At 69.1% G+C, this 25,342-nt stretch carries 22 protein-coding genes; 10 read left to right on the top strand and 12 right to left on the bottom strand.

Features of this window, described 5'->3' with window-relative positions:
* Positions 1-407: 407 nt before the first annotated feature.
* The 5 genes from AB0D99_RS12550 to dnaA form a co-directional block, all read right to left on the bottom strand.
* A complete protein-coding gene (locus tag AB0D99_RS12550) occupies positions 408-959 on the bottom strand; it encodes a DciA family protein (protein ID WP_362359532.1) in 552 nt (183 codons plus the stop codon).
* 4 nt (positions 960-963) lie between these two features.
* Positions 964-2,085, bottom strand: a complete 1,122-nt coding sequence (gene recF, locus AB0D99_RS12545) for a DNA replication/repair protein RecF (RefSeq protein ID WP_362359530.1) — start codon at positions 2,083-2,085, stop codon at positions 964-966.
* A 56-nt stretch (positions 2,086-2,141) separates the two neighbouring features.
* Entirely contained in the window at positions 2,142-3,020 is an 879-nt protein-coding gene (gnd, locus tag AB0D99_RS12540) for a phosphogluconate dehydrogenase (NAD(+)-dependent, decarboxylating) (protein ID WP_362359528.1), read from the bottom strand.
* Between the two features lie 109 nt (positions 3,021-3,129).
* Positions 3,130-4,260, bottom strand: a complete 1,131-nt coding sequence (gene dnaN / locus AB0D99_RS12535) for a DNA polymerase III subunit beta (protein ID WP_362359526.1) — start codon at positions 4,258-4,260, stop codon at positions 3,130-3,132.
* Positions 4,261-5,120: 860 nt separating this feature from the next.
* Entirely contained in the window at positions 5,121-6,890 is a 1,770-nt protein-coding gene (gene dnaA, locus AB0D99_RS12530; RefSeq protein ID WP_362359524.1) for a chromosomal replication initiator protein DnaA, read from the bottom strand.
* A gap of 383 nt (positions 6,891-7,273) precedes the next feature.
* On the opposite strand from dnaA, the gene rpmH reads away from it, so the two are divergent.
* From rpmH to AB0D99_RS12485, 9 genes are all read left to right on the top strand, one after another.
* A complete protein-coding gene (gene rpmH / locus AB0D99_RS12525; protein WP_060891143.1) occupies positions 7,274-7,411 on the top strand; it encodes a 50S ribosomal protein L34 in 138 nt (45 codons plus the stop codon).
* 21 nt (positions 7,412-7,432) lie between these two features.
* The gene (gene rnpA, locus AB0D99_RS12520) at positions 7,433-7,804 is read left to right on the top strand and encodes a ribonuclease P protein component (RefSeq protein ID WP_362359522.1); all 372 of its coding nucleotides are present in this window, start codon (positions 7,433-7,435) and stop codon (positions 7,802-7,804) included.
* The gene (gene yidD / locus AB0D99_RS12515; protein ID WP_137994568.1) at positions 7,801-8,127 is read left to right on the top strand and encodes a membrane protein insertion efficiency factor YidD; all 327 of its coding nucleotides are present in this window, start codon (positions 7,801-7,803) and stop codon (positions 8,125-8,127) included. The genes rnpA and yidD overlap by 4 nt, the downstream gene beginning before the upstream one ends.
* 3 nt (positions 8,128-8,130) lie before the next feature.
* Positions 8,131-9,441, top strand: coding sequence for a membrane protein insertase YidC (gene yidC / locus AB0D99_RS12510; protein WP_362359519.1), 1,311 nt, complete (start codon positions 8,131-8,133; stop codon positions 9,439-9,441).
* A 13-nt stretch (positions 9,442-9,454) separates the two neighbouring features.
* Positions 9,455-9,964 (top strand): R3H domain-containing nucleic acid-binding protein, encoded by a 510-nt coding sequence (locus AB0D99_RS12505; protein WP_362359517.1) that lies wholly within the window; start codon positions 9,455-9,457, stop codon positions 9,962-9,964.
* 115 nt (positions 9,965-10,079) lie between these two features.
* Positions 10,080-10,796: a 16S rRNA (guanine(527)-N(7))-methyltransferase RsmG gene (gene rsmG, locus AB0D99_RS12500; protein WP_362359515.1), complete on the top strand. Its 717-nt coding sequence runs from the start codon at positions 10,080-10,082 to the stop codon at positions 10,794-10,796.
* A gap of 289 nt (positions 10,797-11,085) precedes the next feature.
* On the top strand, positions 11,086-12,162 hold the full coding sequence (locus tag AB0D99_RS12495; RefSeq protein ID WP_362359513.1) for a ParA family protein: 1,077 nt from the start codon (positions 11,086-11,088) through the stop codon (positions 12,160-12,162).
* Positions 12,159-13,265, top strand: a complete 1,107-nt coding sequence (locus AB0D99_RS12490; protein ID WP_362359511.1) for a ParB/RepB/Spo0J family partition protein — start codon at positions 12,159-12,161, stop codon at positions 13,263-13,265. The genes AB0D99_RS12495 and AB0D99_RS12490 overlap by 4 nt, the downstream gene beginning before the upstream one ends.
* A gap of 158 nt (positions 13,266-13,423) precedes the next feature.
* The gene (locus AB0D99_RS12485) at positions 13,424-14,041 is read left to right on the top strand and encodes a GNAT family N-acetyltransferase (protein WP_362359509.1); all 618 of its coding nucleotides are present in this window, start codon (positions 13,424-13,426) and stop codon (positions 14,039-14,041) included.
* A 78-nt stretch (positions 14,042-14,119) separates the two neighbouring features.
* Here AB0D99_RS12485 and trxA read toward each other — a convergent pair whose 3' ends face one another.
* From trxA to AB0D99_RS12450, 7 genes are all read right to left on the bottom strand, one after another.
* Entirely contained in the window at positions 14,120-14,455 is a 336-nt protein-coding gene (gene trxA, locus AB0D99_RS12480) for a thioredoxin (protein WP_362359507.1), read from the bottom strand.
* Positions 14,456-14,504: 49 nt separating this feature from the next.
* The gene (gene trxB / locus AB0D99_RS12475) at positions 14,505-15,479 is read right to left on the bottom strand and encodes a thioredoxin-disulfide reductase (protein WP_362359505.1); all 975 of its coding nucleotides are present in this window, start codon (positions 15,477-15,479) and stop codon (positions 14,505-14,507) included.
* Between the two features lie 126 nt (positions 15,480-15,605).
* Positions 15,606-16,517, bottom strand: a complete 912-nt coding sequence (locus AB0D99_RS12470) for a hypothetical protein (protein ID WP_362359503.1) — start codon at positions 16,515-16,517, stop codon at positions 15,606-15,608.
* Positions 16,514-17,218 carry an RNA polymerase sigma factor SigM gene (gene sigM, locus AB0D99_RS12465; protein WP_362359501.1) on the bottom strand — a complete coding sequence of 235 codons (705 nt, stop codon included), beginning with the start codon at positions 17,216-17,218 and terminating at the stop codon, positions 16,514-16,516. The genes AB0D99_RS12470 and sigM overlap by 4 nt, the downstream gene beginning before the upstream one ends.
* Positions 17,219-17,243: 25 nt before the next feature.
* Positions 17,244-18,953: a protein kinase family protein gene (locus AB0D99_RS12460; RefSeq protein WP_362359499.1), complete on the bottom strand. Its 1,710-nt coding sequence runs from the start codon at positions 18,951-18,953 to the stop codon at positions 17,244-17,246.
* Between the two features lie 119 nt (positions 18,954-19,072).
* Positions 19,073-21,280, bottom strand: a complete 2,208-nt coding sequence (gene murJ / locus AB0D99_RS12455) for a murein biosynthesis integral membrane protein MurJ (protein WP_362359497.1) — start codon at positions 21,278-21,280, stop codon at positions 19,073-19,075.
* A gap of 45 nt (positions 21,281-21,325) precedes the next feature.
* Positions 21,326-23,608, bottom strand: coding sequence for a DUF6049 family protein (locus tag AB0D99_RS12450; protein WP_362359495.1), 2,283 nt, complete (start codon positions 23,606-23,608; stop codon positions 21,326-21,328).
* A 183-nt stretch (positions 23,609-23,791) separates the two neighbouring features.
* Here AB0D99_RS12450 and AB0D99_RS12445 point away from each other — a divergent pair, with 183 nt between their 5' ends.
* Positions 23,792-25,234: a CCA tRNA nucleotidyltransferase gene (locus AB0D99_RS12445; RefSeq protein ID WP_362359493.1), complete on the top strand. Its 1,443-nt coding sequence runs from the start codon at positions 23,792-23,794 to the stop codon at positions 25,232-25,234.
* Positions 25,235-25,342: the final 108 nt, after the last annotated feature.

Below are 25,342 nucleotides of genomic sequence, written 5' to 3'. Positions count from 1 at the left end.
GTTCTCCGGGCATACGGGAGCGGCTGCGTCGTTCGACTTGTTCCGCGGGGTGGCGGGATTGTCTACCAGTCTACCGGTAGCGCTGACACGAATGGGGGTTTGCCGGTACCTGAGTCCGCATGTGCCGCCCTGAGCGGGAGCGAGACGACTCCCCATATCCGGGGAGGGGCTCCAAAGGGCTCTGACGGCCACCCAGCGCTTCGGGCGGTGACACCCCGCTGTGGGCGGTGACCCACCCCGCCGTGGGCCGTCGTTCCGCTGGGTCGGGGGTCCCCCCGGCCGACGTCCGAGGGAGGGTGGGCACAGCGGAACGGCGGCCCTGCGGGCGCGCTCCGCACCGGTCCCTGTCCGCAGGACGAGGGCCCGCACCACGTGCGCGTGCCCGGCCCCTCGACCGGCCCGGCGCTCTAGCCGTACGTGTCCCCGGGCCCCACGGACCCCGGCGCCCGCAGCGGTCCGTACCCCTTGCGCGGCGCCCCCGGCCCCAGGACCTTGATCACCCGCACCGTCCCGTGCCCCAGGTCCTCGTTCAGCCGCGCCACCAGCCGCGGCGCCAGCAGCCGCAGCTGCGTCGCCCACGCGGTGGAGTCGCACTGCACGGTGAGCACCCGCGCGTCCGGCTCCTCGTCGTACCGCAGCGGCACGCAGTGATTGGCCAGGTCCTCGCCCACGATCTGGGGCCAGCGCCCCATGACCCCGCCCACCGCGGCCGGCGTCTCCCAGCCCCGCTCGGTGATGAGCCGGTTGATCGCGGCACCGAGCCCGACCGGGTCCCGCCCGTCCGCATGCGCGCCCGAGCGCAGCCCGCCGCCCCGCCGGGCCTGCTTCTTCTGCTGCGCCGCGGCGCCCCGCGCCTTCGCCTGCTCCTTGGCGGCGCGCAGCGCGACCCGCGCGAGATCCACACCCGACGGCTCGGCCGTCCTGGGGGCCTGCGTCTGGGGGCTCTCGTTCTCGCTCACGACCTCACAGCCTCTCCACCGAACCCCCCGCGACCGCGTACCGGACCCCCGCCAGCACCCCTGGCACGTCGTCGTCCACGGCGGCCGTCACCAGGACCTGCTCGCCCGGAGCCACCAGCTCCGCGAGCCGTTCCCGGCGCCGTGCGTCCAGCTCCGCGAAGACGTCGTCGAGGACGAGCACCGGCTCGTTGCCCTCCGCGCGCAGCAGGTCGTACGAGGCCAGCCGCAGGGCCAGCGCGTACGACCAGGACTCCCCGTGGCTCGCGTACCCCTTCGCCGGCAGTTCGCCGAGCTTGAGCACCAGCTCGTCGCGGTGCGGTCCGACCAGCGTCACGCCCCGCTCGATCTCCTGCTTGCGGACCTCCGCGAGCGCGGCGATCAGCTGCTCGTACAGCTCCTCACGGGTGTGCCCCGGGCCCGGCGCGGACGGCCGGTACTCGAGCAGGATCGGTCCGCCTCCCGGTGCCAGCTGCTCGTACGCCTTGTCGGCCAGCGGCTGCAGTACGGCGATCAGATCCAGCCGCTGCGCCAGCAGCTCGGCGCCCGCCCGCGCCAGGTGCTGGTCCCACACGTCCAGCGTCGACAGGTCCATGCCACGGCCGCCGTGCCGCCTGGCCATCGCGGCGGACTTCAGCAGCGTGTTGCGCTGTTTGAGCACCCGGTCGTAGTCGGAGCGCACCCCCGCCATGCGCGGCGAGCGCGCCGTGATCAGCTCGTCGAGGAAGCGCCGGCGCTCCCCGGGATCGCCCTTGACCAGGGCGAGATCCTCCGGCGCGAAGAGGACGGTCCGTACGATCCCCAGCACGTCACGCGGCCTGACCTGCGAGGACCTGTTGACGCGGGCACGATTGGCGCGGCCCGGGTTGAGTTCGAGCTCGACCAGCTGGGAGCGCTCGCCCTGGGTGACCGCCGCGCGGATGATCGCCCGCTCCGCCCCCATGCGTACCAGTGGGGCGTCCGAGGCGACGCGGTGGCTGCCGAGGGTGGCGAGGTAGCCGACGGCCTCGACCAGATTGGTCTTGCCCTGGCCGTTGGCGCCCACGAAAGCGGTGACGCCCGGGTCGAGCGGGACCTCGACCCGGGCGTAGGAGCGGAAGTCGGCCAGCGACAGATGCGTGACGTGCATGGTGTGCGCCGACCTTCCCCCGGCCGCTGTGCACCGAGGGGTGCACAGCCTGTGGATTACTTCTTGGACTCGACCGCGTGGCCACCGAACTGGTTGCGCAGCGCGGCGATCATCTTCATCTGCGGGGAGTCGTCCTGGCGGGACGCGAACCGCGCGAACAGCGACGCGGTGATCGCGGGCAGCGGCACGGCGTTGTCGATCGCGGCCTCCACCGTCCAGCGGCCCTCGCCGGAGTCCTGGGCGTAGCCGCGGAGCTGGTCCAGGTGCTCGTCCTCGTCCAGTGCGTTGACCGCCAGGTCGAGCAGCCAGGAACGGATGACCGTCCCCTCCTGCCAGGAGCGGAAGACCTCGCGCACATCGGTGACGGAGTCGACCTTCTCCAGGAGCTCCCAGCCCTCGGCGTACGCCTGCATCATGGCGTACTCGATGCCGTTGTGGACCATCTTCGCGAAGTGGCCCGCGCCGACCTTGCCGGCGTGGACCGAGCCGAACTCGCCCTCGGGCTTGAGCGCGTCGAAGATCGGCTGGACCCGGGCCACGTGCTCGGCGTCGCCGCCGTACATGAGCGCGTAGCCGTTCTCCAGGCCCCAGACGCCGCCGGAGACGCCGCAGTCGACGAAGCCGATGCCCTTGGCCGCGAGCTCCTCCGCGTGCTTCTCGTCGTCGGTCCAGCGGGAGTTCCCGCCGTCCACGACGATGTCGCCGGGAGCGAGCAGCTCCGCCAGCTCGTCGATGGTGGACTGGGTCGCGGCACCCGCCGGGACCATGACCCACACGACGCGCGGACCCTTCAGCTTGCCCACAAGCTCTTCCAGGCTGTGGACATCGGCGAGGTCCGGGTTGCGGTCGTATCCGATGACGGTGTGGCCTGCGCGGCGGATGCGCTCACGCATGTTGCCGCCCATCTTGCCGAGACCGACGAGACCGAGCTCCATCAGAGATTCCTTAAGCGTCGTGTGCGGTTTACCCGGGTCCGAGCCTACGCCCGGACCCGGGTGCACACCTGTGGGGTCAGCCGCTCAGTCGACGGCCACCCGGAGCGGTTCAGCCGCTGAGGCGCACCGGCATGATCAGGTACTTGTACGCCTCGTCCGCCTCGGCGTCGACGGCCGGCTTGCCGCTCAGCAGCGCGGGCTTGGTGGACGTCGTGAAGGAGAGCTGGGCGACCGGGGAGTCGATCGCGCTCAGGCCGTCCAGGAGGAAGGTCGGGTTGAAGGCGATCGAGATGTCGTCGCCCTCCAGCTGCGCGTCCACCCGCTCCACAGCCTGTGCGTCGTCGCTGGAGCCGGCCTCCAGGATGAGCACGCCCTGCTCGAAGCTGAGGCGGACCGGGGTGTTGCGCTCGGCCACCAGGGCCACACGCTTGACGGCCTCGACGAACGGGGCGGTCTCGATCACCGCGACCGAGTTGAACTCGGTGGGGAAGAGCGTCCGGTACTTCGGCAGGTCGCCTTCGAGCAGCCGGGTGGTGGTGCGGCGGCCGGCGCCCTCGAAGCCGATGAGGCCCTCGCCCTGGCCGGAGCCGGAGAGCGCGAGGGTGACCGTGTCGCCGCTGGTCAGCGCCTTGGCGGTGTCCAGCAGCGTCTTGGCGGGCACCAGGGCGACCGCGGAGGCGTCCGGGGACTCCGGCTTCCACAGGAACTCGCGGACCGCGAAGCGGTAGCGGTCGGTGGAGGCCAGGGTGACCGTGTCGCCCTCGATCTCGATGCGCACGCCGGTGAGGACGGGCAGGGTGTCGTCGCGGCCCGCGGCGATGGCGACCTGGGCGGCGGCGGAGGCGAAGACCTCACCGGGCACGGTGCCGGTCGCGGTGGGCATCTCCGGCAGCGCCGGGTACTCCTCCACAGGCAGGGTGTGGAGGGTGAAGCGGGAAGAGCCGCAGACCACGGTCGCCCGTACACCGTCTGTGGAAATCTCCACCGGACGGTTGGGGAGGGCGCGGCAGATGTCGGCGAGCAGCCGGCCGGAGACCAGGACGGTGCCGTCCTCCTCCACCTCCGCCTCGACGGAGACACGGGCCGAGACCTCGTAGTCGAAGCTGGAGAAGCTCAGCGCACCGTCCTCGGCCTTCAGCAGAAGGCCCGCGAGTACGGGCGCCGGCGGACGGGCAGGGAGGCTTCGGGCCACCCAGGCCACCGCCTCCGCGAGTACATCGCGCTCCACCCGGATCTTCACCGGAACCGCCTCCTGCTGTTGCTGGCTCTTCGTCGACTGCGGGAACCAGTCTGACGTACGCCGCCGACACTCGGTGCGGCTCGGGGTCAAGTCGCGACAAGAGGTCGCCGAGGCTCCGGCGCCGAGTTGTGCACAGGTCCCACTTCGAAGCGGATTCCGGGCTAACTCTATGTGGGAGTAGTAGTAGGGCCTGTGGAAACCGTGGATAACGCCATATGCGCAGGTCAACGCCGGTTTTTTGTCCACTGCCCCTGTGGGTGGACCCGGTGGACAACCGGGGTGTTCTGTGGACACCCGAAAGTTCTGCACACCCGGTACACAGGCAACCTGGAGTTCTCCCCAGTGCTGTCCCCAGCTTTACCCACGTTCCCCACAGCCCAACCGTCTCCCTTGGTGTGACCGCTTTCACTCGACGCGGTGATCCCGGGTGTTTCGTTGCCGAACAGTGGACAGCGGTGTGGAGAAGCTGTGGGCAACCGACAGCAGCCTGTGGGTCGCCGGTGGACAACCGAGAGGCCCCCCTGTGGACGGAAGATTCGTCCACAACCTGTGGATCAAGGTTGCCAACAAATCCACACCCATCTGACCTGGAGTGATGGCCCCTCAGTCGGCGGCCCTGTGGATGCGATCCGGATAACTTCGCAGTCCCCACCCTGTGGACGGAAGATCATCCCCCAATCTGTGGAGAACGTGCCACCCACCCCACGGATTCGAACAACACGGCTGTGCACAACCGTGTGGGTAACGGTGGGAGACGCCCGGGAAACGGCGAAAGGGCGCCCCGGGAGGTGTCCCGGAACGCCCTTCGAGGGGTGCGCGGCGGCTCTCAGCCGCGCTCGTGAACCGCTCTCACCGCGGTCTCAGCCGTTCTTGATGCGGTTGGTCAGCTCGGTGACCTGGTTGTAGATGGACCGGCGCTCGGCCATCAGCGCACGGATCTTCCGGTCCGCGTGCATCACCGTCGTGTGGTCCCGTCCGCCGAAGTGCCCGCCGATCTTCGGCAGCGAGAGGTCCGTCAGCTCCCTGCACAGGTACATGGCGATCTGGCGGGCCGTCACCAGCACCCGGCTGCGCGAGGAGCCGCAGAGGTCCTCCACCGTGAGCCCGAAGTAGTCGGCGGTCGCGGCCATGATGGCCGGCGCCGTGATCTCCGGCGCGGAGTCCTCGCCGCCGGGGATCAGGTCCTTGAGGACGATCTCGGTCAGCCCCAGGTCCACCGGCTGGCGGTTGAGGCTCGCGAAGGCGGTGACGCGGATCAGGGCGCCCTCCAGCTCACGGATGTTCCGCGAGATCCGGGACGCGATGAACTCCAGTACCTCCGGCGGGGCGTTGAGCTGCTCCTGCACCGCCTTCTTGCGGAGGATCGCGATGCGCGTCTCCAGCTCCGGGGGCTGCACGTCGGTGGTCAGACCCCACTCGAAGCGGTTGCGGAGCCGGTCCTCCAGGGTCATCAGCTGCTTGGGCGGCCGGTCCGAGGAGAGCACGATCTGCTTGTTCGCGTTGTGGAGCGTGTTGAAGGTGTGGAAGAACTCCTCCTGTGTCGACTCCTTGCTCGCGAGGAACTGGATGTCGTCGACCAGCAGGATGTCCACATCGCGGTACCGCTTGCGGAAGGTGTCGCCCTTGCCGTCGCGGATCGAGTTGATGAACTCGTTGGTGAACTCCTCCGAGCTCACGTACCGCACCCGGGTGCCCGGGTAGAGGCTCCGCGCGTAGTGCCCGATCGCATGCAGCAGGTGCGTCTTGCCGAGGCCCGACTCCCCGTAGATGAAGAGCGGGTTGTACGCCTTCGCCGGCGCCTCGGCCACCGCGACGGCCGCGGCATGCGCGAACCGGTTCGAGGAGCCGATGACGAAGGTGTCGAAGAGGTACTTGGGGTTCAGTCGCGCGTGCTGCTCGCCGGGAGCACCCGCAGCGGAACCCTGTCCGGCGGAGCCGCCGCCGGGGCCCGGCACCGGACCGCCGCCCGGACGGTGACCCGGGCCGCCGCCGGGACGCGGGGGGTCGGGCAGCTCGGCCCGCTCCGGCCGCTGCGGCTGGTCGTAGGCGGTCGGCCGCTCGTCGTACCGCGGCTGCTGGGGCGGCTGCGCGCGGGGACCCGCGTACGGATCCCGCTCCGGGAACGCGCCGGGCCGCGGCTGCTGCCAGGACAGGTCGTCCTGGGTGCGCGGCCAGGAGCCCGGGTCGGGGCGCTGCTGCTGGTAGTCGGGGTAGGCGGGGCGCGCCGTGGGCAGGCCGTCGTCCGGCATGGGCCGGTGGCCGTAGCCGTCGTACTTGTCGTACGTCTCCGCCGGCGGCCGCTCGTCGTAGCGCGGCGGCTGCTGCTGGACGGGAGGGGCGAGGGGGGTCGGCTCGCCGACCGAGTCGTCGACGGTGATCGCGATCCGGATCGGGCGGCCGCACTCACGACTCAGGGTCTCGCTGATCAGTGGAGCCAGGCGTCCCTCGAGAACCCGCTTGCCCCATTCGTTGGGGACGGCGAGCAGCGCGGTGTCGGCCACGAGTGCGAGAGGCTGGCAGCGCTCGATCCACTGCTTGTCCTTGGGCTCGATGCCCTGCTGGCCTTCCGCGAGGAGCTGCTCGAGCACGCGTGGCCACACTGCGGCAAGATCGGCAGGTACGTCAGCCACAGGGCACGCTTTCTCGCAGGTCCCACGAATGTGTGGTTCTCGGGACGGGTGGTCGAAGTTCCGTCGAGGACAGGTAAGGACAGAACGGAAAAAGATTGAGGAGTCCAGCCACGGTAGTCGTGGCGGCTGACCTCGTTCAAGTTGTTGTCCACAGCCTGTGCACAATGGACCCCGGTGAACGGTCGGTTTGACCGGATGGCGTAGCCGCGCGTACCGTAACCAGGTCGAGTTGTCGATGGCTGCTGCCGCCTGCCTCCGATGGGCAAAGATCACGGTCTGTGATCGTGAAGCGGTGCACTCGGGCGTATTGCGAGCTACTCGTGGGCGCACGGTGACAGCCAGGCGATGTCCCGCCATCTACGAATCATTTCTGGAGCCCCCGAGTGAGCAAGCGCACCTTCCAGCCGAACAACCGTCGCCGCGCCAAGACCCACGGCTTCCGCCTGCGGATGCGTACGCGCGCCGGTCGCGCCATCCTGGCGAACCGCCGTTCCAAGGGTCGCTCGAGCCTGTCCGCCTGATCCGCTTAAACGGGTCATGACGTGCTGCCTACCGAGAATCGGCTGAGGCGGCGCGAGGACTTCGCAACCGCGGTACGCCGGGGGCGCCGGGCCGGTCGCCCGCTCCTCGTCGTCCACCTGAACAGCGGTGCCACGAACCCGCACGCGCCTGGGGAGAGCGCTTCCCCGGCACGTGCGGGTTTCGTCGTGAGCAAGGCCGTGGGCGGCGCGGTCGTACGCAACAAGGTGAAGCGTCGCCTGCGCCATCTCGTCCGCGAACGACTGTCCGAGCTGCCCCCCGGTAGCCTGGTGGTCGTACGGGCGTTGCCCGGAGCCGGCGACGCCGATCACGCACAGCTGGCCCGAGACCTGGACACCGCTCTTCAGCGGCTCCTGGGAGGGGGCACGCGATGAAGTACCCGCTGCTGGCTCTCATCAAGCTGTACCAGTGGACGATCAGCCCGCTCCTCGGGCCCGTCTGCCGGTACTACCCGTCGTGTTCCCACTATGGATTCACGGCCATCGACCGGCATGGCGCGATCAAGGGCACTGCCCTGACCGCCTGGCGCATCCTGCGGTGCAATCCGTGGTCGCCCGGCGGCGTGGACCACGTGCCTCCGCGCAAGCGTCCTCGCTGGCATGAACTGCTGCGGAACGCGCTGCGTGGCGACAAGGGCGGGTCCACCGCCGAGACGAGCCCGGCCGCAGAGACCTCGCCCAATGCTCAAGGAGCCTGATTAGTGGACACGATTGCCAATTTCTTCAGCTTCATCACCACACCTGTCTCATGGGTGATCGTCCAGTTCCACAAGCTGTACGGGGCGATCTTCGGCCCGGACACGGGTTGGGCCTGGGGCCTGTCGATCGTGTCCCTCGTGGTGCTGATCCGTATCTGTCTGATCCCGCTCTTCGTGAAGCAGATCAAGTCGACGCGGAACATGCAGGCGCTCCAGCCGAAGATGAAGGCGATTCAGGAGCGCTACAAGAGCGACAAGCAGCGTCAGTCCGAAGAGATGATGAAGCTGTACAAGGAGACGGGCACCAACCCGCTCTCCTCGTGCCTTCCCATCCTGGCGCAGTCGCCGTTCTTCTTCGCCCTGTACTCGGTGCTCTCCCACATCGCCGAGGGCAAGACGATCGGCGTCATCGACCAGCCGCTGCTGGAGAGTGCCCGCCAGGCGCACATCTTCGGCGCCCCCCTGGCCGCCACCTTCACCGACAGCGCCGCTGAGGTCGCCGCCCTCGACGCCTCGCTGACCTCGGTCCGCATCGTCACCGCGGTCATGATCATCCTGATGTCGGCCTCGCAGTTCTACACGCAGCGCCAGCTGATGATGAAGAACGTCGACCTCTCGGTGAAGACGCCGTACATGCAGCAGCAGAAGATGCTCATGTACATCTTCCCGGTGATCTTCGCCGTCATGGGCATCAACTTCCCCGTCGGTGTCCTCGTCTACTGGCTGACCACCAACGTGTGGACCATGGGCCAGCAGATGTACGTGATCAGCCAGAACCCCACCCCGGGCAGCAAGGCGCAGGACGCCTACCTCCAGCGCCTGCTGAAGAGCATCGGGTCCCACGATGAGGTCCGCGGTCGCCGTCGGAAGAACATCGTCAAGGCCATCGTCGCCAAGGGCACCGATCGCAACGAGAACGAGCGCCGCTTCTTCTCGGGCCTGGCCAAGGCCGGCTTCGCCGCCCAGGCCGACGGCACCGTGATCAAGAGCGACACCGTCGCCGCCGAGGTCGAGGCGGGTGCCGCGGCCAAGCGCCAGCAGCCCAAGCGTCAGACCAAGGCCCAGCGTCAGGCCGCGGCCCAGCACTCCACGGCGAGGCCCGAGGATGCCGCGGATTCCGACACCTCCGACGAGAAGCCCACCACCTCGCTGGAGAAGAAGCCGAAGGACGAGGCCAAGAGCGACGCCGAGGACTCGGCGCAGGGCGACAAGCCCACGCGTCCGAGCCGGGCCAACTCCGGCGGCAACCGCCAGGCCAAGTCCGGTCAGCGCAAGGGCCAGCAGCGCCCCAAGCACCCGTCGTCCAAGAAGTAGAAGGAGTCCATCCGTGACGGAAGGCACCATCTCCGCCGCCGAGGGTGGCGACACCCTGACCCGCCTGGAGCAGGAGGGTGAGATCGCGGCCGACTACCTCGAGGGTCTGCTCGACATCGCCGACCTCGACGGCGACATCGACATGGACGTCGAGGCGGACCGTGCGGCGGTCTCGATCGTCAGCGACTCGAGCAGCCGCGACCTGCAGAAGCTCGTGGGCCGCGACGGCGAGGTGCTGGAGGCGCTCCAGGAGCTGACCCGCCTCGCTGTGCACCGGGAGACCGGTGACCGCAGCCGCCTGATGCTCGACATCGCCGGGTTCCGCGCCAAGAAGCGCGCCGAGCTCGCCGAGATCGGCGCCAAGGCCGCGTCCGAGGTGAAGTCGACCGGTGAGCCGGTCAAGCTGGACCCGATGACGCCGTTCGAGCGCAAGGTCGTGCACGACGCGGTCGCCGCGGCCGGTCTGCGCAGCGAGTCCGAGGGCGAGGAGCCGCAGCGCTTCGTCGTCGTACTCCCTGCCTGACCCCTCTCGCAGAGTCGGCCCCGTCTGCTCGCAGGCGGGGCCGATCTTGTCAGCCTGATAGTCAGCCATCACAGTGCGCTCGCACCTATGCGTGCGGTGCGGAAGGACGGTTCCCGTGACGGAGGCAGCGGAGCTCCCCCCTGCGCCCGAACAGGCGCGGACGGTTTTCGGCGAGTTCTTCCCGGAGGCCGTGCGGTACGCGGAGCTCCTCGCGGACGCGGGCGTCAAGCGCGGGCTGATCGGCCCGCGTGAAGTTCCCCGGCTGTGGGAGCGACACCTGCTGAACTGCGCGGTGCTCTCCGAGGTGGTGCCCGAGGGCGTCACCGTGTGCGACGTCGGCTCGGGCGCCGGACTGCCCGGCATCCCCCTGGCTCTCGTGCGGCCGGATCTGAAGATCACGCTCCTGGAGCCGCTGCTCCGCCGTACGAACTTCCTCCAGGAGGTCGTGGAGCTGCTGGGCCTGGACCACGTCACCGTTGTCCGCGGCCGTGCTGAGGAGGTGCTCGGCAAGCTTCCCCCCGTGCATGTCGTGACCGCGCGTGCCGTGGCGCCGCTGGACCGGCTGGCCGGCTGGGGAGTGCCGCTGCTGCGTCCCTACGGAGAGATGCTGGCGCTCAAGGGCGACACGGCCGAGGAGGAGATCGACGGCGCCCGTGCCGCGCTGTCCAAGCTCGGTGTGGTGGGGACCTCCGTCGTCCAGGTCGGTGAGGGCATCGTGGATCCCCTGTCGACCGTCGTGCGGGTAGAGGTCGGCGAGAGCCCGGGCGGTGTGAGGTTCGCCGCAAAGCGTGCCAAGGCCGCCCGTCCCAGCCGGACGCGTCGCCGCCGCTGAGCCGTCGATGCGGCGTGATTGATCCGTCAACGCGGCTCGACTGAGCCGTACAAGCTGCCATACGTACGCATTTCGGAGTGTCGAGCGGTCCTGCGTGGGCGGCGAGTGCATCGTGTTTCACGTGAAACGTCGCTCACTGCTGCAGGGGATCATCAGCCGCGGCCGCGCGGCTGCCACGCCCAAGGACCGTAAACCCCTCGCGAAACCACTTGCGAGGGGGACGGGACTGTCCACAGAGGTGGAATCCTCCACAGAACCACGGGCCTCGCTGGTTCACGACCCCGAAAGCATGGCAGGCTCTGTCCATCGCGAGCCTGAAGCCGAGGAGAGTGAATCCTTGCGGTCCGACGCCAACATCGCGGGACCGATGACCGAACCGGTCCCCGGTCCCCGAACCGAATCGGCGGGGGAGGATGTTTCACGTGAAACACCGCCCCCGATGGACGACACCCCCATTGGTCGTGCTGCCCAACTGGCAGTAGAGGCGCTGGGGCGTGCCGGCGAGGGTCTTCCCCGGCCCGCACAGACACGCGTGATCGTGGTGGCCAACCAGAAGGGCGGTGTCGGCAAGACGACCACGACGGTCAACCTTGCCGCCTCCCTGGCTCTGCATGGAGCGCGCGTCCTGGTCATCGACCTCGACCCGCAGGGCAACGCCTCCACGGCTCTCGGCATCGATCACCATGCCGAGGTTCCCTCGATCTATGACGTCCTGGTGGAGAGCAAGCCGCTCTCCGACGTGGTGCAGCCCGTCCAGGATGTCGAAGGTCTCTTCTGCGCTCCCGCGACCATCGATCTCGCCGGTGCGGAGATCGAGCTGGTGTCGCTGGTGGCGCGGGAGAGTCGACTGCAGCGAGCGATCCAGGCGTACGAGCAGCCGCTGGACTACATCCTGATCGACTGCCCGCCCTCGCTCGGCCTGCTGACGGTCAACGCCATGGTGGCGGGGGCCGAGGTGCTGATCCCGATCCAGTGCGAGTACTACGCGCTGGAGGGCCTGGGTCAACTCCTGCGGAACGTCGACCTGGTGCGTGGGCACCTCAACCCCACGCTTCATGTCTCGACGATCCTGCTCACCATGTACGACGGCCGGACGAGGCTTGCCTCGCAGGTCGCCGAGGAGGTGCGCACGCACTTCGGCGAGGAGGTGCTGCGGACCAGCATCCCGCGGTCCGTGCGCATCTCGGAGGCGCCGAGCTACGGCCAGACCGTCCTCACCTACGACCCGGGCTCGAGTGGTTCGCTGTCGTATCTTGAGGCGGCCCGTGAGATCGCGCTGCGGGGTGTCGGTGTCCAGTACGACCCGCAGCACGCCCACGTGGGCCACCAGAACAACCAGCCAAGCATGTCGGAGGGGATCCAGTGAGCGAGCGACGTAGGGGGTTGGGGCGCGGGCTCGGTGCGCTGATCCCTGCCGCTCCCCAGGAGCGGCAGGCGCCGGCCGTGGGTACGGGGGCGGGCTCTGCCTCGCCCGCATCCGCTCCGGTGCTGTCTCCGGAGCGAGGTGTGGCTGCCGCGAAGGTGGCGACCCTTCCTCAGAGCCCGCAGTCCCCGGACTCGGTCGTCCCCGTGATCGAGACCGTGACGGTCGAGGAGCCGGAGTCCCCCGCCGGGGCGCACTTCGCCGAGCTGCCGCTGGACTTCATCACGCCCAACCCGAAGCAGCCCCGTGAGGTCTTCGACGAGGATGCTCTGGCGGAGCTGGTCACCTCCATCAAGGAGGTCGGTCTGCTGCAGCCGGTCGTCGTACGACAGCTGGGTGCCGAGCGCTACGAACTCATCATGGGTGAGCGGCGCTGGAGGGCATGCCGTGAGGCCGGCCTGGAGCGCATCCCCGCGATCGTGCGAGCCACCGAGGACGAGAAGCTTCTCCTGGACGCTCTCCTGGAGAACCTTCACCGGGCGCAGCTGAACCCGCTGGAGGAGGCCGCCGCCTACGACCAGCTGCTCAAGGACTTCAACTGCACCCACGACCAGCTGGCCGACCGTATCGGGCGCTCGCGTCCGCAGGTCTCCAACACGCTGCGCCTGCTGCGGCTGTCGCCTCCGGTGCAGCGGCGGGTCGCCGCCGGTGTGCTCTCGGCCGGTCATGCTCGTGCCCTGCTCTCCGTGGAGGACCCGGAGACCCAGGACAAGCTGGCGTACCGGATCGTGGCCGAGGGTCTCTCGGTCCGTGCGGTCGAGGAGATCGTGACGCTGATGGGCTCGGAGCCCACCGCCACGACGAAGTCGAAGGGACCGAGGGCGGGGGCGCGCGTCTCCCCGGCGCTGACGGGTCTGGCGACCCGGCTCTCCGACCGCTTCGAGACCCGTGTGAAGGTCGACCTGGGGCAGAAGAAGGGAAAGATCGTCGTCGAGTTCGCCTCGATAGAGGATCTTGACCGGATCCTCTCGACTCTCGCTCCGGGCGAGGGACGGGTCATGGACCAGGTGAACGCCGAGCAGAACGAGGAAGAGGACGAGGGCTGATCAGCCTTCTGAAACCTGCGGGGCGGGCCGTGTTCCGGTGAAGGCCGGGACACGGCCCGCCCCTTTGCCTGAGTGCGGTATCGCCCTGATCGCCCCATCGATACGATTCTGTGAGGGCGTATCCGTACTGCGATGGCCGTGGGAAGCGAGGAACAGCCGTGGGGCGTCGGCTCGTACCGCTCACTCTGGACAACCTTCCGGACCTCCCCAAGCGGTGCCGCTCCTGCGTCTTCTGGGAGCTGGATCCCGTGAGCGGGGAAGCCGCGGTGAAGGCCGGGCGGCCGGAGTTGGAGAAAGAGGCATGGATCTCCGCGGTTCTGCTGGACTGGGGATCCTGCGGCCGGGTCGTCTATGTGGACGAGGTGCCCGTCGGCTTCGTTCTCTACGCACCCCCGGCGTATGTGCCGCGGTCCATGGCCTTTCCGACGAGCCCGGTCTCCCCTGACTCGGTGCAGCTGATGACCGCCTGGATCATGCCGGGGTATCAGGGGCAGGGGCTCGGCCGGGTGATGGTGCAGACCGTCGCGAAGGACTTGCTGAGACGCGGGTTCAAGGCGATCGAGGCGTTCGGGGACGCGCGATGGAAGGAGCCGGCCTGTGTGCTGCCGGCGGACCACCTTCTCGCGGTGGGGTTCAAGACCGTACGGCCCCATCCGAGCCACCCGAGGCTGAGGCTGGAACTGCGGACGACGCTCTCCTGGAAGGAGGACGTCGAACTGGCGCTGGACCGGCTGCTGGGCGCCGTCCAGAAGGAACCGGCTCTGCGGCCCCTGTGAGGCCGACCCACCGACGAACGCCGACGGCCCGCCTCCATCCGGATGCGGGCCGTCGGTGTTTCACGTGAAACAGAGGGGTCAGGCCGTGGCCTCGACGAAGCCCTCGAGGTCGCGGAGGATCGCGGCCTTCGGCTTGGCGCCGACGATCGTCTTCACGACCTCGCCGCCCTGGTAGACGTTCAGCGTCGGGATGGACATGACGCCGTACTTGGCAGCCGTGGCCGGGTTCTCGTCGATGTTGAGCTTCACGACCTCGATCTCGCCGTGCTCGGCGGCGATGGCCTCGAGCGACGGGGCGATCTGGCGGCACGGACCGCACCAGGCGGCCCAGAAGTCCACCAGGACGGGCTTGTCGTTCTTGAGGACGTCGTCCTCGAAGGAAGCGTCGGTCACGTTCTTCAGGGCGCCGGCCACGGCGACCTCCTTAACTTCGCGGGGTGTGGGGTGGGGAAAGCCGGGTGGGTCAGACCGCGGGAGTGGTCGCCGGCTCGGCGGCCTTCTCGTCGTCGGCAAGGGCAGCCAGGAAGCGCTCGGCGTCGAGCGCGGAGGAGCAGCCGGTGCCGGCAGCGGTGATCGCCTGACGGTAGGTGTGGTCGACGACGTCACCGGCGCCGAAGACACCGGAGAGGTTCGTCCGGGTCGAGGGGGCGTCGACCTTGAGGTAGCCCTCCGCGTCCAGCTCCAGCTGACCCTTGAAGAGCTCCGTGCGCGGGTCGTGGCCCACGGCGATGAAGAGGCCGGTCACCGGCAGCTCGCTGGTCTCGCCCGTCTTGGTGTTGCGCAGGGTCAGACCGGAGAGCTTCTGGTCGCCGTGGATCTCGGCGACCTCGCTGTCCCAGGCGAACTTGATCTTCGGGTCGGCGAAGGCACGCTCCTGCATGGCCTTGGAGGCACGCAGGGAGTCCCGGCGGTGGACGATCGTGACGGACTTGGCGAAGCGCGAGAGGAAGGTGGCCTCCTCCATCGCGGTGTCGCCGCCGCCGACGACGGCGATGTCCTGGTCCTTGAAGAAGAACCCGTCGCAGGTGGCGCACCAGGAGACACCGCGGCCGGAGAGCTCGTCCTCCTTGGGCAGCCCGAGCTTGCGGTGCTGGGAGCCGGTGGTGACGATGACGGCCTTCGCGCGGTGCACGGTGCCGGCGGTGTCCGTGACGGTCTTGATCTCGCCGGTGAGGTCCACGGCGACGACATCGTCGGGAACGAGCTCGGCACCGAAGCGCTCGGCCTGGGCGCGCATGTTGTCCATCAGGTCCGGGCCCATGATGCCGTCACGGAAGCCGGGGAAGTTCTCCACGTCGGTCGTGTTCATCAGGGCGCCACCAGCGGTGACGGCACCTTCGAAGACCAGCGGCTTCAGCGACGCACGCGCCGTGTAGAGCGCAGCGGTGTAACCCGCGGGCCCGGAGCCGATGATGATCACGTTACGGACGTCGCTCACGGGTTTCTTCCTCGTCTCTGCTGACTGCCTACTACCTACGGGGCGGTCGATCGGTGACTCTCACCCCACCCAACGGATCCTAAGGGGCGAGCATTCCCGAGCCCGCCGTGCGGCACGGCGTCTCTGTCAGGAGCGGGGGTAGGCCCGTGTCATCAGAACCTCGGCCTTGGCCTGTCCTCCGCCATCGGCGCAGGAGGCGTCCAGCACATACGCCTGAACATGGGTGCCCTCGGTTCCCTGGGGCAGCACGACGAGATAGGCGGGCGTGCCCTGGTAGTCGCCCCTCTGGAAGGCGAGAACCGGATCGGTCCGGCCGGTACCGGCCTTGACGCAACTGGGCAGGGACTCGGTCATGCCCCGCTTCGTCGTGTCACCGCTGTTCTCGGTGGACATGGACTTCGGAGGGCTTTCCTCGGGTTCCTGGAGCGTGCCCTGGGGCCGCAGGAGGTCCTGGACGCGGGCTTCGACCGGTCCGCCGTCGAACTGGTCCGCGGCGAATCCGCTGGCGGCGGTGTCGGTCTTCCTGTCGCCCGACTCGCCAAGGGTCTGAACGCCGCCCTGGACGAAGAAGAGACTCAGGCCCAGCGCCGCAGCCCCGAAGACCGCGCCGAGAGCGGCGACCCGGCGGCGCCGGGTCTTGGTGCGTCCGGGACCGGTGGAGGCGCGCGGTCGGCCGGCGGGGCGATCCGTGGCGGGCGGGGCTGGAGTGGGGTGCGTGTCGCGGTCGGTGCTCGCTGTTTCACGTGAAACATGCGCGTCGACATCCGGCGTGGTGGCGTTCAGGAGCGCTTCGGCGGCCAGAGCGGCATCGATGCGTCCGGCGATCTCGGCGGGCATCCGCTGCGGCCCGGGAAGTGTGCCGAGGAGCCCACGGATCTCTTCCAGGGAGGTCCGCACGTCCGCGCACAGGGCGCAGTCGTCGAGATGTTTTCTCACGGCCGCGGTGCGGGTCGGAGACAGCAGCCCCTCCGTGAGATCGGAGATCTCCGAGACGTCCGGGTGCTGTGTTGTGTCGGCCCTGCCGGTCGTGGAAGTCACGCGCGCCCACCTCCGCCCTTCACAGCAGCCGGACCATTCGATCCGTTATCCCTTGGCCCCGACACCGGTGGGACGGATGTCCCCGGCGTCCGGTTCCTTCCCCGGTCGGTGGCCTCGTTACCCCCCGTATCCGCGCGCAGATGGATGACCATCGGCAGCAGCCGGGCCCGTCCGCGGGCACAGCGACTTTTCACCGTTCCGGTGGGGACGTCGAGGATGCGGGCGGCCTCCGCCACGGGATATCCCTGCATGTCGACCAGGACGAGCGCGGCCCGCTGGTCCTCGGGGAGCTTGGCGAGGGCGGCCAGCACCTCACGATGGAGGTCTTGGCGCTCGGCGGGGGCCTCGGCGGACTCGGCGGGTTCGAGGAGCTGCTCAAAACGTGCCGTGTCGTCCATGGGAGAGGTCTTGCGGGAGGCGGTCTTTCGGGCACGGTCGAGGCACGCGTTCACCGTGATCCGGTGGAGCCAGGTCGTGACGGCCGATTGACCCCGGAAGGTGTGGGCGGCCCGGAAGGCGGAGACGAGGGCGTCCTGGACGGCGTCAGCGGCCTCCTCGCGGTCTCCCAGCGTCCGTAGGGCCACCGCCCACAGCCGATCCCGGTGACGCCGCACGAGCTCACCGAAGGCGTCGGGATCGCCGGCGACATGGCGCGCCAGCAGTTCCTGGTCGCTGATGTCGCCGCCTATGGCTTCGTCCAACGGTGTGCCCCCTCCCCGGATGCCGTCAGCTCGTGATCTTGATGTCCGTGATCTTGCCGCGATAGCCGCCCCCGCTGCCGGGCAGGTCGGTCAGCCATACCAGAACGTAGCGCGTCTTCACCGCCTTCGGCGGGGCGAGTGACACCTGCGTTCCGGAGGACTGGGCCAGCGTGGTGAAGTCACTGGCGGACGTGGGCCGGGCCGAAGCGTTCTCGGGGGCCAGCCGCAGCTGTACGGAGGTAGCGCCTTCGAACGTGACGTCGACCTTGCCGACCTGCTGGACCGAGCCGAGGTCCAGAACGAGGCCCACGCCTTCCTTCAGCCTGCCGAAGTTCGAGTACCCGTAGTAGATGGACGTCTGCCACGAAGTAGAGGGGTTGCCGTCGTAGGCGTTCTTTATCTCCGACGGAGTCTCGGCTCCGTCGCCCTCCGGGTCGAAGTCGTGCGCACTGACGATGGTGACGGGCTTGCCCCCCTCAGGTGCCTTCTCGTCCTCGTCGTTGTTGTCCGGCTGTGTGGTCTGTGTGGGCTCGTCGACCTTGTTCTGGTCCAGGAGACGGTCGGCGATCTGCCAGCTGCCCAGTCCGAGCGCGGCGATCAGAAGCGCCGACACGGCCCACTTCAGGGCCCTGCCGGTACGGCTCTCCAGCGGTGCCGGAGGCGCCATCACCGGCTGGGTGGCCGCGACGCCCGGACGCTGCTGCGGCCGGCCGTACGTGCCCTGCTGGTACGTGGTGCGCTGGTACTCGGGCGGGGCGGCGAACTCGGGCTCCGGCGGGCGGATGCGGGGCATCGCCGCCACGGCCTTGGCGAGCTCGTCCGGGGTGGTGCACGGCGGCTCCTGGCGCGATGCGGTGGCCCCGTCGTTGGCCAGGGCACGCATGGCGATCTCCGAGAGACCGCGGTGCACGCCGGCCCGCACCTGGTCGGGGGGCAGCAGGCCCACGCCCTTGGGAAGCCCGGAGAGGCCGTGGGCGTCACTGTCGTACGGCCAGCGCTGGGTCAGCGCCGCGTACAGCAGGGCGCCGATCGCCTCGGTGTCGGTGCGCTGGGGGCGCTCCGCGCTGATTCCGCGCAGCGCGGCGTTCACGGCCAGGCCGCGGATGCGGTACTGACCGGTGGAGCTGCGCAGCACGGCGCTGGGCGTCAGACGCAGATGGGCGAGACCTTCGCGGTGTGCGGCGGCCATCGCCTGGGAGACCTGGGTGACGAGCTGATAGGCGTCGTGCGGCTCCAGCGGGCCCGCGGCGAGCAGAGTCGTCAGCTCGGTGGAGTCGGGAAGCCACTCGTGCACCACATACACGAGATCGTTCTCCTCCACGGCGTCCAGGACCTGGACGAACCGGGGGTCTCCCAGCAGCGCCGAGGAACGGGCCGCCGCGAGGACCGAACGGGCCCGAGGGTGATCGGCCGGCAGCAGATGGACACCGACCGCTCGCCGAAGTTTCTCGTCGACGGCACGCCAACTGCTGAAACCGTCCAGACGAGTGACGCACTCCTCCAGGCGGTATCGCCTGGCCAGCTTGTGCCCGCTGTGCAGTTCGGGAGTCTCGATGGAGGGCTGTTCGCCGTTCTGCCGGGTCCCGGCCTCGTCCTTTGCGACCTCGGCGGACTTCTCCGCCGTGTCCTGCGCTTCCGCCACCCCGTCGGTCGCGGCCTTCTCCGCCTTGGCGGTCAGCGGGTCGTCACCGCTGTTGTCGGCCACGTCGACGGCAGCCGTGCTACGTTCCGCCACCGTCGTTCCTGCCTCCCCATCCGTTGCGCCAGATCCAACAGCCAAGCCAATTGTGCCCACAGTCGGCCGCTATGCACGACACGCGGCGGCCGACGATGGTTGCGCGGAACCGGTTTTCCTTACCGACCCAGGCGTCCACGGACCATACCGACCAGGGAGTTCAGCTCCTCGATCCGCATCCGCTTGGCCGCGACGAAGAAGATCCCGAGCAGCACCGCACCGCCGACGAGCAGAGCCACCAGGGAGCCGAGCGCACCGTCACCGACGACCTTCAGCAGGCCGAAGCCCACCGCTCCGGCCACGATCGCGGCGGGCAGCGAGGCGAGGCAGAGACGGGCGTAGGTCCGCATCACGTGAGTTCCGTCCAGGTCTCCGCCCAGTCGGTTGCGCAGGCGACGCCAGGCGACGCCGACACCGACGGCGTAGGCCAGACCGTACGCGGCGGCCATGCCCACGACGGCCCACCGGGCGGGCAGGACGAAGTAACAGGCGGCCGAGGCGGCCGCGTTGACGGCGGCGACGATGACCGTGTTGTAGAAGGGCGTCCGGGTGTCCTCGTAGGCGTAGAAGCCACGCAGGACGACGTACTGGACCGAGTACGGGATGAGCCCGAGCCCGAAGGCCATCAGGATGAAGCCCATGCCCTGGGCCGCCTCGATGCCGCTGGAGGCGTAGAGCAGGGTGCTCATCGGGACGCCGAGCGCGAGGAAGGCGAAGGCGACCGGGACGATCGCGACGGCGGAGTTCCGCAGACCCTGCGAGATGTCGTCGCGGACGGCGCCGGGGTCGTTGTCGTGGGCCGCGCGGGAGATGCGGGGCAGCAGCGCCGCCATGACCGACACGGTGATGATGGCCTGCGGCATACCCCAGATCAGCTGCGCGTTGGAGTACGCGAGGAAGCCCGCGCCGTCCCTGCCGGACTCCTCACCGGCAGCGGTGGCGAGCTGCGTCACGACCAGGACACCCGCCTGGTTGGCCAGCACGAACAGCACGGTCCACTTGGCCAGTTTGACGGTCTTGCCGAGGCCGTGGCCCTTCCAGTCGAAGCGGGGGCGGAAGCGGAAGCCCGTCTCGCGGAGGTAGGGAATCATCGCCAGGGCCTGGACGACCAGGCCGAGCAGGGTGCCGATACCAAGCAGGCGGATGCCCTCGTCCGGGATGGTCTGCACACCCATCTGGGACTCGCCGGAGGTGCCGTAGACCCAGATGAAGAGACCGAACGTCACGATCATCACGATGTTGTTGAGGACCGGAGTCCACATCATCGCGCCGAACTTGCCCCGGGCGTTGAGGATCTGACCCATCACCACATGAACACCCATGAAGAAGATCGTGGGCAGGCAGTAGCGGGCGAAGGTGACGGCGACACTGTTGGCGGCGACATCGTCGGCGATGGTGTTCGACATCAGCCGGATCAGCAGCGGGGCGGCGAAGACGGCGACGACCACGATCGCGCCGAGCGCCACCATGACGAGCGTCAGCAGCCGGTTGGCATACGCCTCGCCGCCGTCCTCGTCGTTCTTCATCGAGCGGACCAGCTGCGGTACGAAGACCGAGTTGAGACCGCCGCCGACCGTGAGGATGTAGATCATCGTCGGCAGGGTGTACGCGATGGTGAAGGTGTCACCGAGCAGCGCGGCGCCGAGCGCGCCGGTGATGACCAGGCTGCGGACGAAGCCGGTGAGCCGGGAGACCAGCGTGCCGGCCGCCATCACCGCGCTCGACTTCAGCAGGCCGGAGGCGCGGCCGGACTTCTTCGGGGCGGGGGCGGGCATCGGGTTCGGCTCCGGAGCGGGCGGGGGCACCTGGCCCGGGGTCTGCTGGTCCCGGTAGAGGTGGGCGAAGGCGTCCGGCTCGGGCTTCTCGTCGCTCGCCCGGGTCACCAGGTCGTCCACTCCGGTGAACTGGACCGTGCGCGGGTCGTCGCCGTACGGCAGATGGCGTGAGGGGCCGTCCGGCTCCGGCGCCGGGGTCTGTGCCCAGACCCGCGGGTCCGGGGCGTGCTGCGGCGCGACCGGCTGCTGATAGAGGGGCTGGGGCTCCTGGTACGTCCCGGGCGGCGGCGGAGGGTGGGCGGCGCGGTCGTAGAGCGCCTCGGTCACCGGGTCCTGCGCGGACAGGTCCTGTGCGCGGTAGGGATCGTGGGTGTACGCGTCCTGGACGTAGGGGTCCTGGGCGTACTGGTCCTGGGCGTACGGGTCCGAGGCGGGCTGCTGTGGCGACGGGGCCGGCGGCCGGCCGGGTCCCGGGGTCGCCGCGGGCGTACCACCGGACGGCTCGGTGCCGCCCGCGCCCTGGCCGCGGTCACCGTCGTACGGCGCGTTCATGGTTACCCCACCTCATCGTCCCCGGCCGACCGGCCACGACATCGCTCAACGGTTCACCTTCTCACCCGGTCCCGACGGGTCGCCGCTTTCGGGACCGGTGTCCGGTGTCGGGTCACTCGGCTGCTCGGGATCCTTCTCCTCCGCCGCTTCCGCCTCCGCGTTCCGGGCCGCCGCACGCTTGCGCTGCGTGTACATCCGCGCGCCGGCGAGGACCAGGAGCAGGACGCCGCCGGCGATGACGAGCATCACGGTCGCGGTGATCTCGGAGACCTTCACCGTGAAGTGCATCGGCTGGCCGTACGGAGTGCCGTCCTTGGTGAAGAGCTGGGCCGTCATCGGCACGGGGCCGTTGGCGTTGGCCGAGGCGGTGAACTTCACCGACTGGCTGTGCCCACCGTCGATCTTGACGGGCAGTTCGGCGACATCGTCCCCGTTGAGCTTCAGACGGGTCTTGTTGCTGGAGGTCAGCCGCAGTACCAGATTGTCCACACCCTGCAGCAGCTTGTTCTGGACGGTCACCGGGATGGTGGCGCTGCGGCCGGAGAGCGTGAGGTCCGACTTGCTGATCAGCTGGACCCCCTTGGAGAGGGTCTTCAGATACTCCTGCACCGTGATCCGGTAGAGCGACGCCGCGGGGGCCTGGCCCCGCCAGGACGTGGACATCTCACGGCTGATCGCGTTGCCGAACGGCGTCACCACCCGGTCCGGCTGGGTCAGGATGACCTTGAAGTCGTCGAGTGCCTCACGGGTGTCCTGCATCTCGCGGAAGGCCTGGACCGGCAGCTCCTGCTTGCGCAGAGCCTGCGGGTAACGGGAGGCGCTGGGCACCTTCGTGTTGGCTTCCGGATCCGGCTTCGCCTCGGAGGCGGCCACCAGGTCCAGCGACTGCGTCCAGCGCTGCGCCGACAGCCCGCGCAGCGCGGTCGCCATGGTCTGGGCCTGGGCGGTGGTCGGGATCCGCTGGGGAGCGACCACGATGCTGCGCTGCAGTTCGGGCTGTTCGAGGGTCACGGCGAGCGACTGGGCCAGGAACTCCTGCACGGCGAGCGTGGAGTTCCCGGCGGGGAGCATGTCCCCCTCGAACGCCGTCGACAGATAGGCGTCGCTGACGACGGCGGTGGTGCCGCCACCGATGGGCCGCGCCGCCGTCGGGGTGTACGGAAGGTCGTCGCGGAAGCTGTCCGAGCGGGCGATGACCTTGCGGGCACCGGCCGAGGTCGCGACATCCATGATCGAGGGGTCGACGGCTCCGTCGACGGGCCAGGAGAAGTCGGTGGACGGCTTCACATGGAGGATCGTCTCCACGGTCGACCCGGCCACCTCGGTCGCGGGCTGGAGATGGCTCACGGAGCCGGGGACGTCCTTGCCCCGGTGCGCGAGGGAGGCGATGTCCGGGTCGGCGAACGGCAAGGCGACGACCTTGCGCCCCGTCACCGCCTTCTCCAGCGCGTCGAGCCACCGCTCGGCCACCGCCTGGTTCCTGCCGGGCACGGTCGTCGTACCGGACTTGACCTGGTAGTTCTTCGTCATGGCGTCGACCGTGGCCAACAGGTCCGGGTCGATCACCCAGGTGACGGGGAGTTCCTTGCCCAGCGTCACCATGTGGTCCAGCCGGCCACCCGGAGCGAGCTCAGCCGCCAGCTCGTCGTTCTCGAAGACCGGCGTCTGCTGGTCGTCCGTGCCGGTCTCCGCCGACACATGGGCCGAGGAGATCAGCGGCCAGAGGTAGGTGAGCTGGGTCTTCTTCTCCGCCGCATCGGGCTGGTAGGGCAGGAAGGTCCGCTCGATACCGAGGACCCGCTCCACCGGCTGGGTGGCCGTCTGACCCGACAGGGAGACGCCCAGCTGGTAGACGCCGCTGTCCTTCAGGCCGAGCTTGGCGACCGGCACGGAGAGCGTGAACTCCTTGCTGAGCCCGGCGGCCAGCTCAGGGATCGCGACCTTGTAGCTGCCGCCCAGGGGCGCGGGATCGCCGGAGGGCTGGAAGCCGGTGCGGCCCGACACCGCCTCGATCTGGCTCCGGCTTGTCATCCGGGGGCCCACCCTGACGTCCACCGTGGCATGGGTGACCGTCTGCTTGCTCTGGTTGGTGACCCGTCCGGAGACCGTGAGCGTGTCCCCCTCGACCGGAGCGCTCGGAGAGAGCGTGTCGAGGGACACATCGACGGTCCGGGAGACGGTGGCCGTCTCGGCTGCTGCCGGAGCGGCCGAGACACCGCTCAGGAGGCCGGCCAGTAGCGGCGCCCCGACGAAGAGTGACGCTGTGCGCCGCAGCCAGCGACGGGCAGGTGAGGGAGTGGTCCCCTGGATGTCTGCCGCCTCGGCCACGCGTTCGCCCGTCCTCGTCGTATCAGTGGTATCGGTGGTTCGCCGTTGCTGTGTCCAGGCATGGTAACGAGGCACGCCGATGCCAAGTGCCGGGGACTGCTCCAGCCGATGCGCGAGGAGGGGGGTCCGCCCACGGGAAAACAGGGACGCCGCCGTGGTTCGGGGCACGTACCCTTTTCTGTTGTGCCGAACGCCAACGAAGACACCCCGACTGCACTGAGCCAGGTGCAACGCCGCGCGGTCAGTGAACTACTGCGCGTATCCCCTGTCGCCGACGACCTCGCCATCCGCTTCCAGGAGGCAGGGTTCAGCCTCGCGCTGGTCGGTGGCTCGGTACGGGACGCGTTGCTCGGCCGGCTCGGCAATGATCTCGACTTCACCACCGACGCCCGCCCCGAGGACGTCCTCAAGATCGTCCGCCCCTGGGCGGACGCCGTCTGGGAGGTCGGGATCGCGTTCGGCACGGTCGGGTGCCAGAAGAGCGGCTACCAGATCGAGGTGACGACGTACCGCTCCGAGGCGTACGACCGGACCTCGCGCAAGCCCGAGGTGTCCTACGGCGACTCCATCGAGGAGGACCTCGTCCGGCGTGACTTCACGGTCAACGCCATGGCCGTGGCTCTCCCCGCGAAGGAGTTCATCGACCCGCACGGCGGGCTCGACGACCTCGCCGCGCGACTGCTGCGCACTCCCGGCACGCCTGAGGAGTCCTTCTCCGACGACCCCCTGCGCATGATGCGCGCGGCTCGCTTCGCCGCCCAGCTCGACTTCGAGCTGGCTCCCGAAGTCGTGTCGGCGATGACCGACATGGCCGACCGTCTTGAGATCGTCTCCGCGGAGCGCGTCCGTGACGAGTTCAACAAGCTGCTGCTCTCCGCCCACCCCCGCAAGGGCCTCGGTCTGCTGGTCGACACCGGCCTCGCCGCTCATGTGCTGCCCGAGCTGCCGGCCCTCCGCCTCGAGAGCGATGAGCATCACCGGCACAAGGATGTCTACGAGCACTCCCTGACCGTCCTCGACCAGGCGATCGACCTGGAGGAGGAAGGGCCCGATCTCGTGCTGCGGCTGGCCGCCCTGCTGCACGACATCGGCAAGCCGCGGACCCGTCGCTTCGAGAAGGACGGGCGGGTCTCGTTCCACCACCACGAGGTGGTCGGCGCGAAGATGACCAAGAAGCGGATGACGGCGCTGAAGTACTCCAACGAGATGATCAAGGACGTCTCGCGCCTGGTCGAACTGCATCTCCGCTTCCATGGCTACGGAACCGGCGAGTGGACCGACTCCGCGGTGCGCCGCTATGTGCGCGATGCCGGTCCACTGCTCTCGCGGCTGCACAAGCTGACCCGCTCGGATTGCACGACGCGGAACAAGCGGAAGGCCGGGGCGCTCTCGCGTGCCTACGACGGCCTGGAGGAGCGGATCGCGCAGCTTCAGGAGCAGGAGGAGCTGGACTCGATCCGGCCCGACCTGGATGGCAACCAGATCCAGGAGATCCTGGGTATCCGGCCGGGGCCGGCCGTCGGGCAGGCGTACAAGTTCCTTCTGGAGCTTCGTCTGGAGAACGGGCCCATGGAGCACGAGGCTGCGGTCGCGGCGCTCAAGGAGTGGTGGGCGACCCAGGGCTGAGCCGGAGCCGTCGATGTTTCACGTGAAAAAAAAAGACCGCCGCGGAACCGAAGGGGGAGATTTAGACAGTAACAGAAAAACCACCAAGGGCCGGGCCCCCGCCCCAAA

The sequence above is a fragment of the Streptomyces sp. NPDC047971 genome, from assembly GCF_040653355.1.
Taxonomy (GTDB): Bacteria; Actinomycetota; Actinomycetes; order Streptomycetales; family Streptomycetaceae; genus Streptomyces.
Note: the sequence above shows the minus strand (reverse complement) of the source record. Positions and strands in the feature narration are given on the sequence as shown.

Bases quoted from the DNA above. Each gene is read 5' to 3' on its own strand.
- recF (WP_362359530.1), bottom strand. From the start codon at position 2,085: ATGCACGTCACGCATCTGTCGCTGGCCGACTTCCGCTCCTACGCCCGG.
- gnd (WP_362359528.1), bottom strand. From the start codon at position 3,020: ATGGAGCTCGGTCTCGTCGGTCTCGGCAAGATGGGCGGCAACATGCGT.
- yidD (WP_137994568.1), top strand. From the start codon at position 7,801: ATGAAGTACCCGCTGCTGGCTCTCATCAAGCTGTACCAGTGGACGATC.
- AB0D99_RS12495 (WP_362359513.1), top strand. From the start codon at position 11,086: ATGGCAGGCTCTGTCCATCGCGAGCCTGAAGCCGAGGAGAGTGAATCC.
- murJ (WP_362359497.1), bottom strand. From the start codon at position 21,280: ATGAACGCGCCGTACGACGGTGACCGCGGCCAGGGCGCGGGCGGCACC.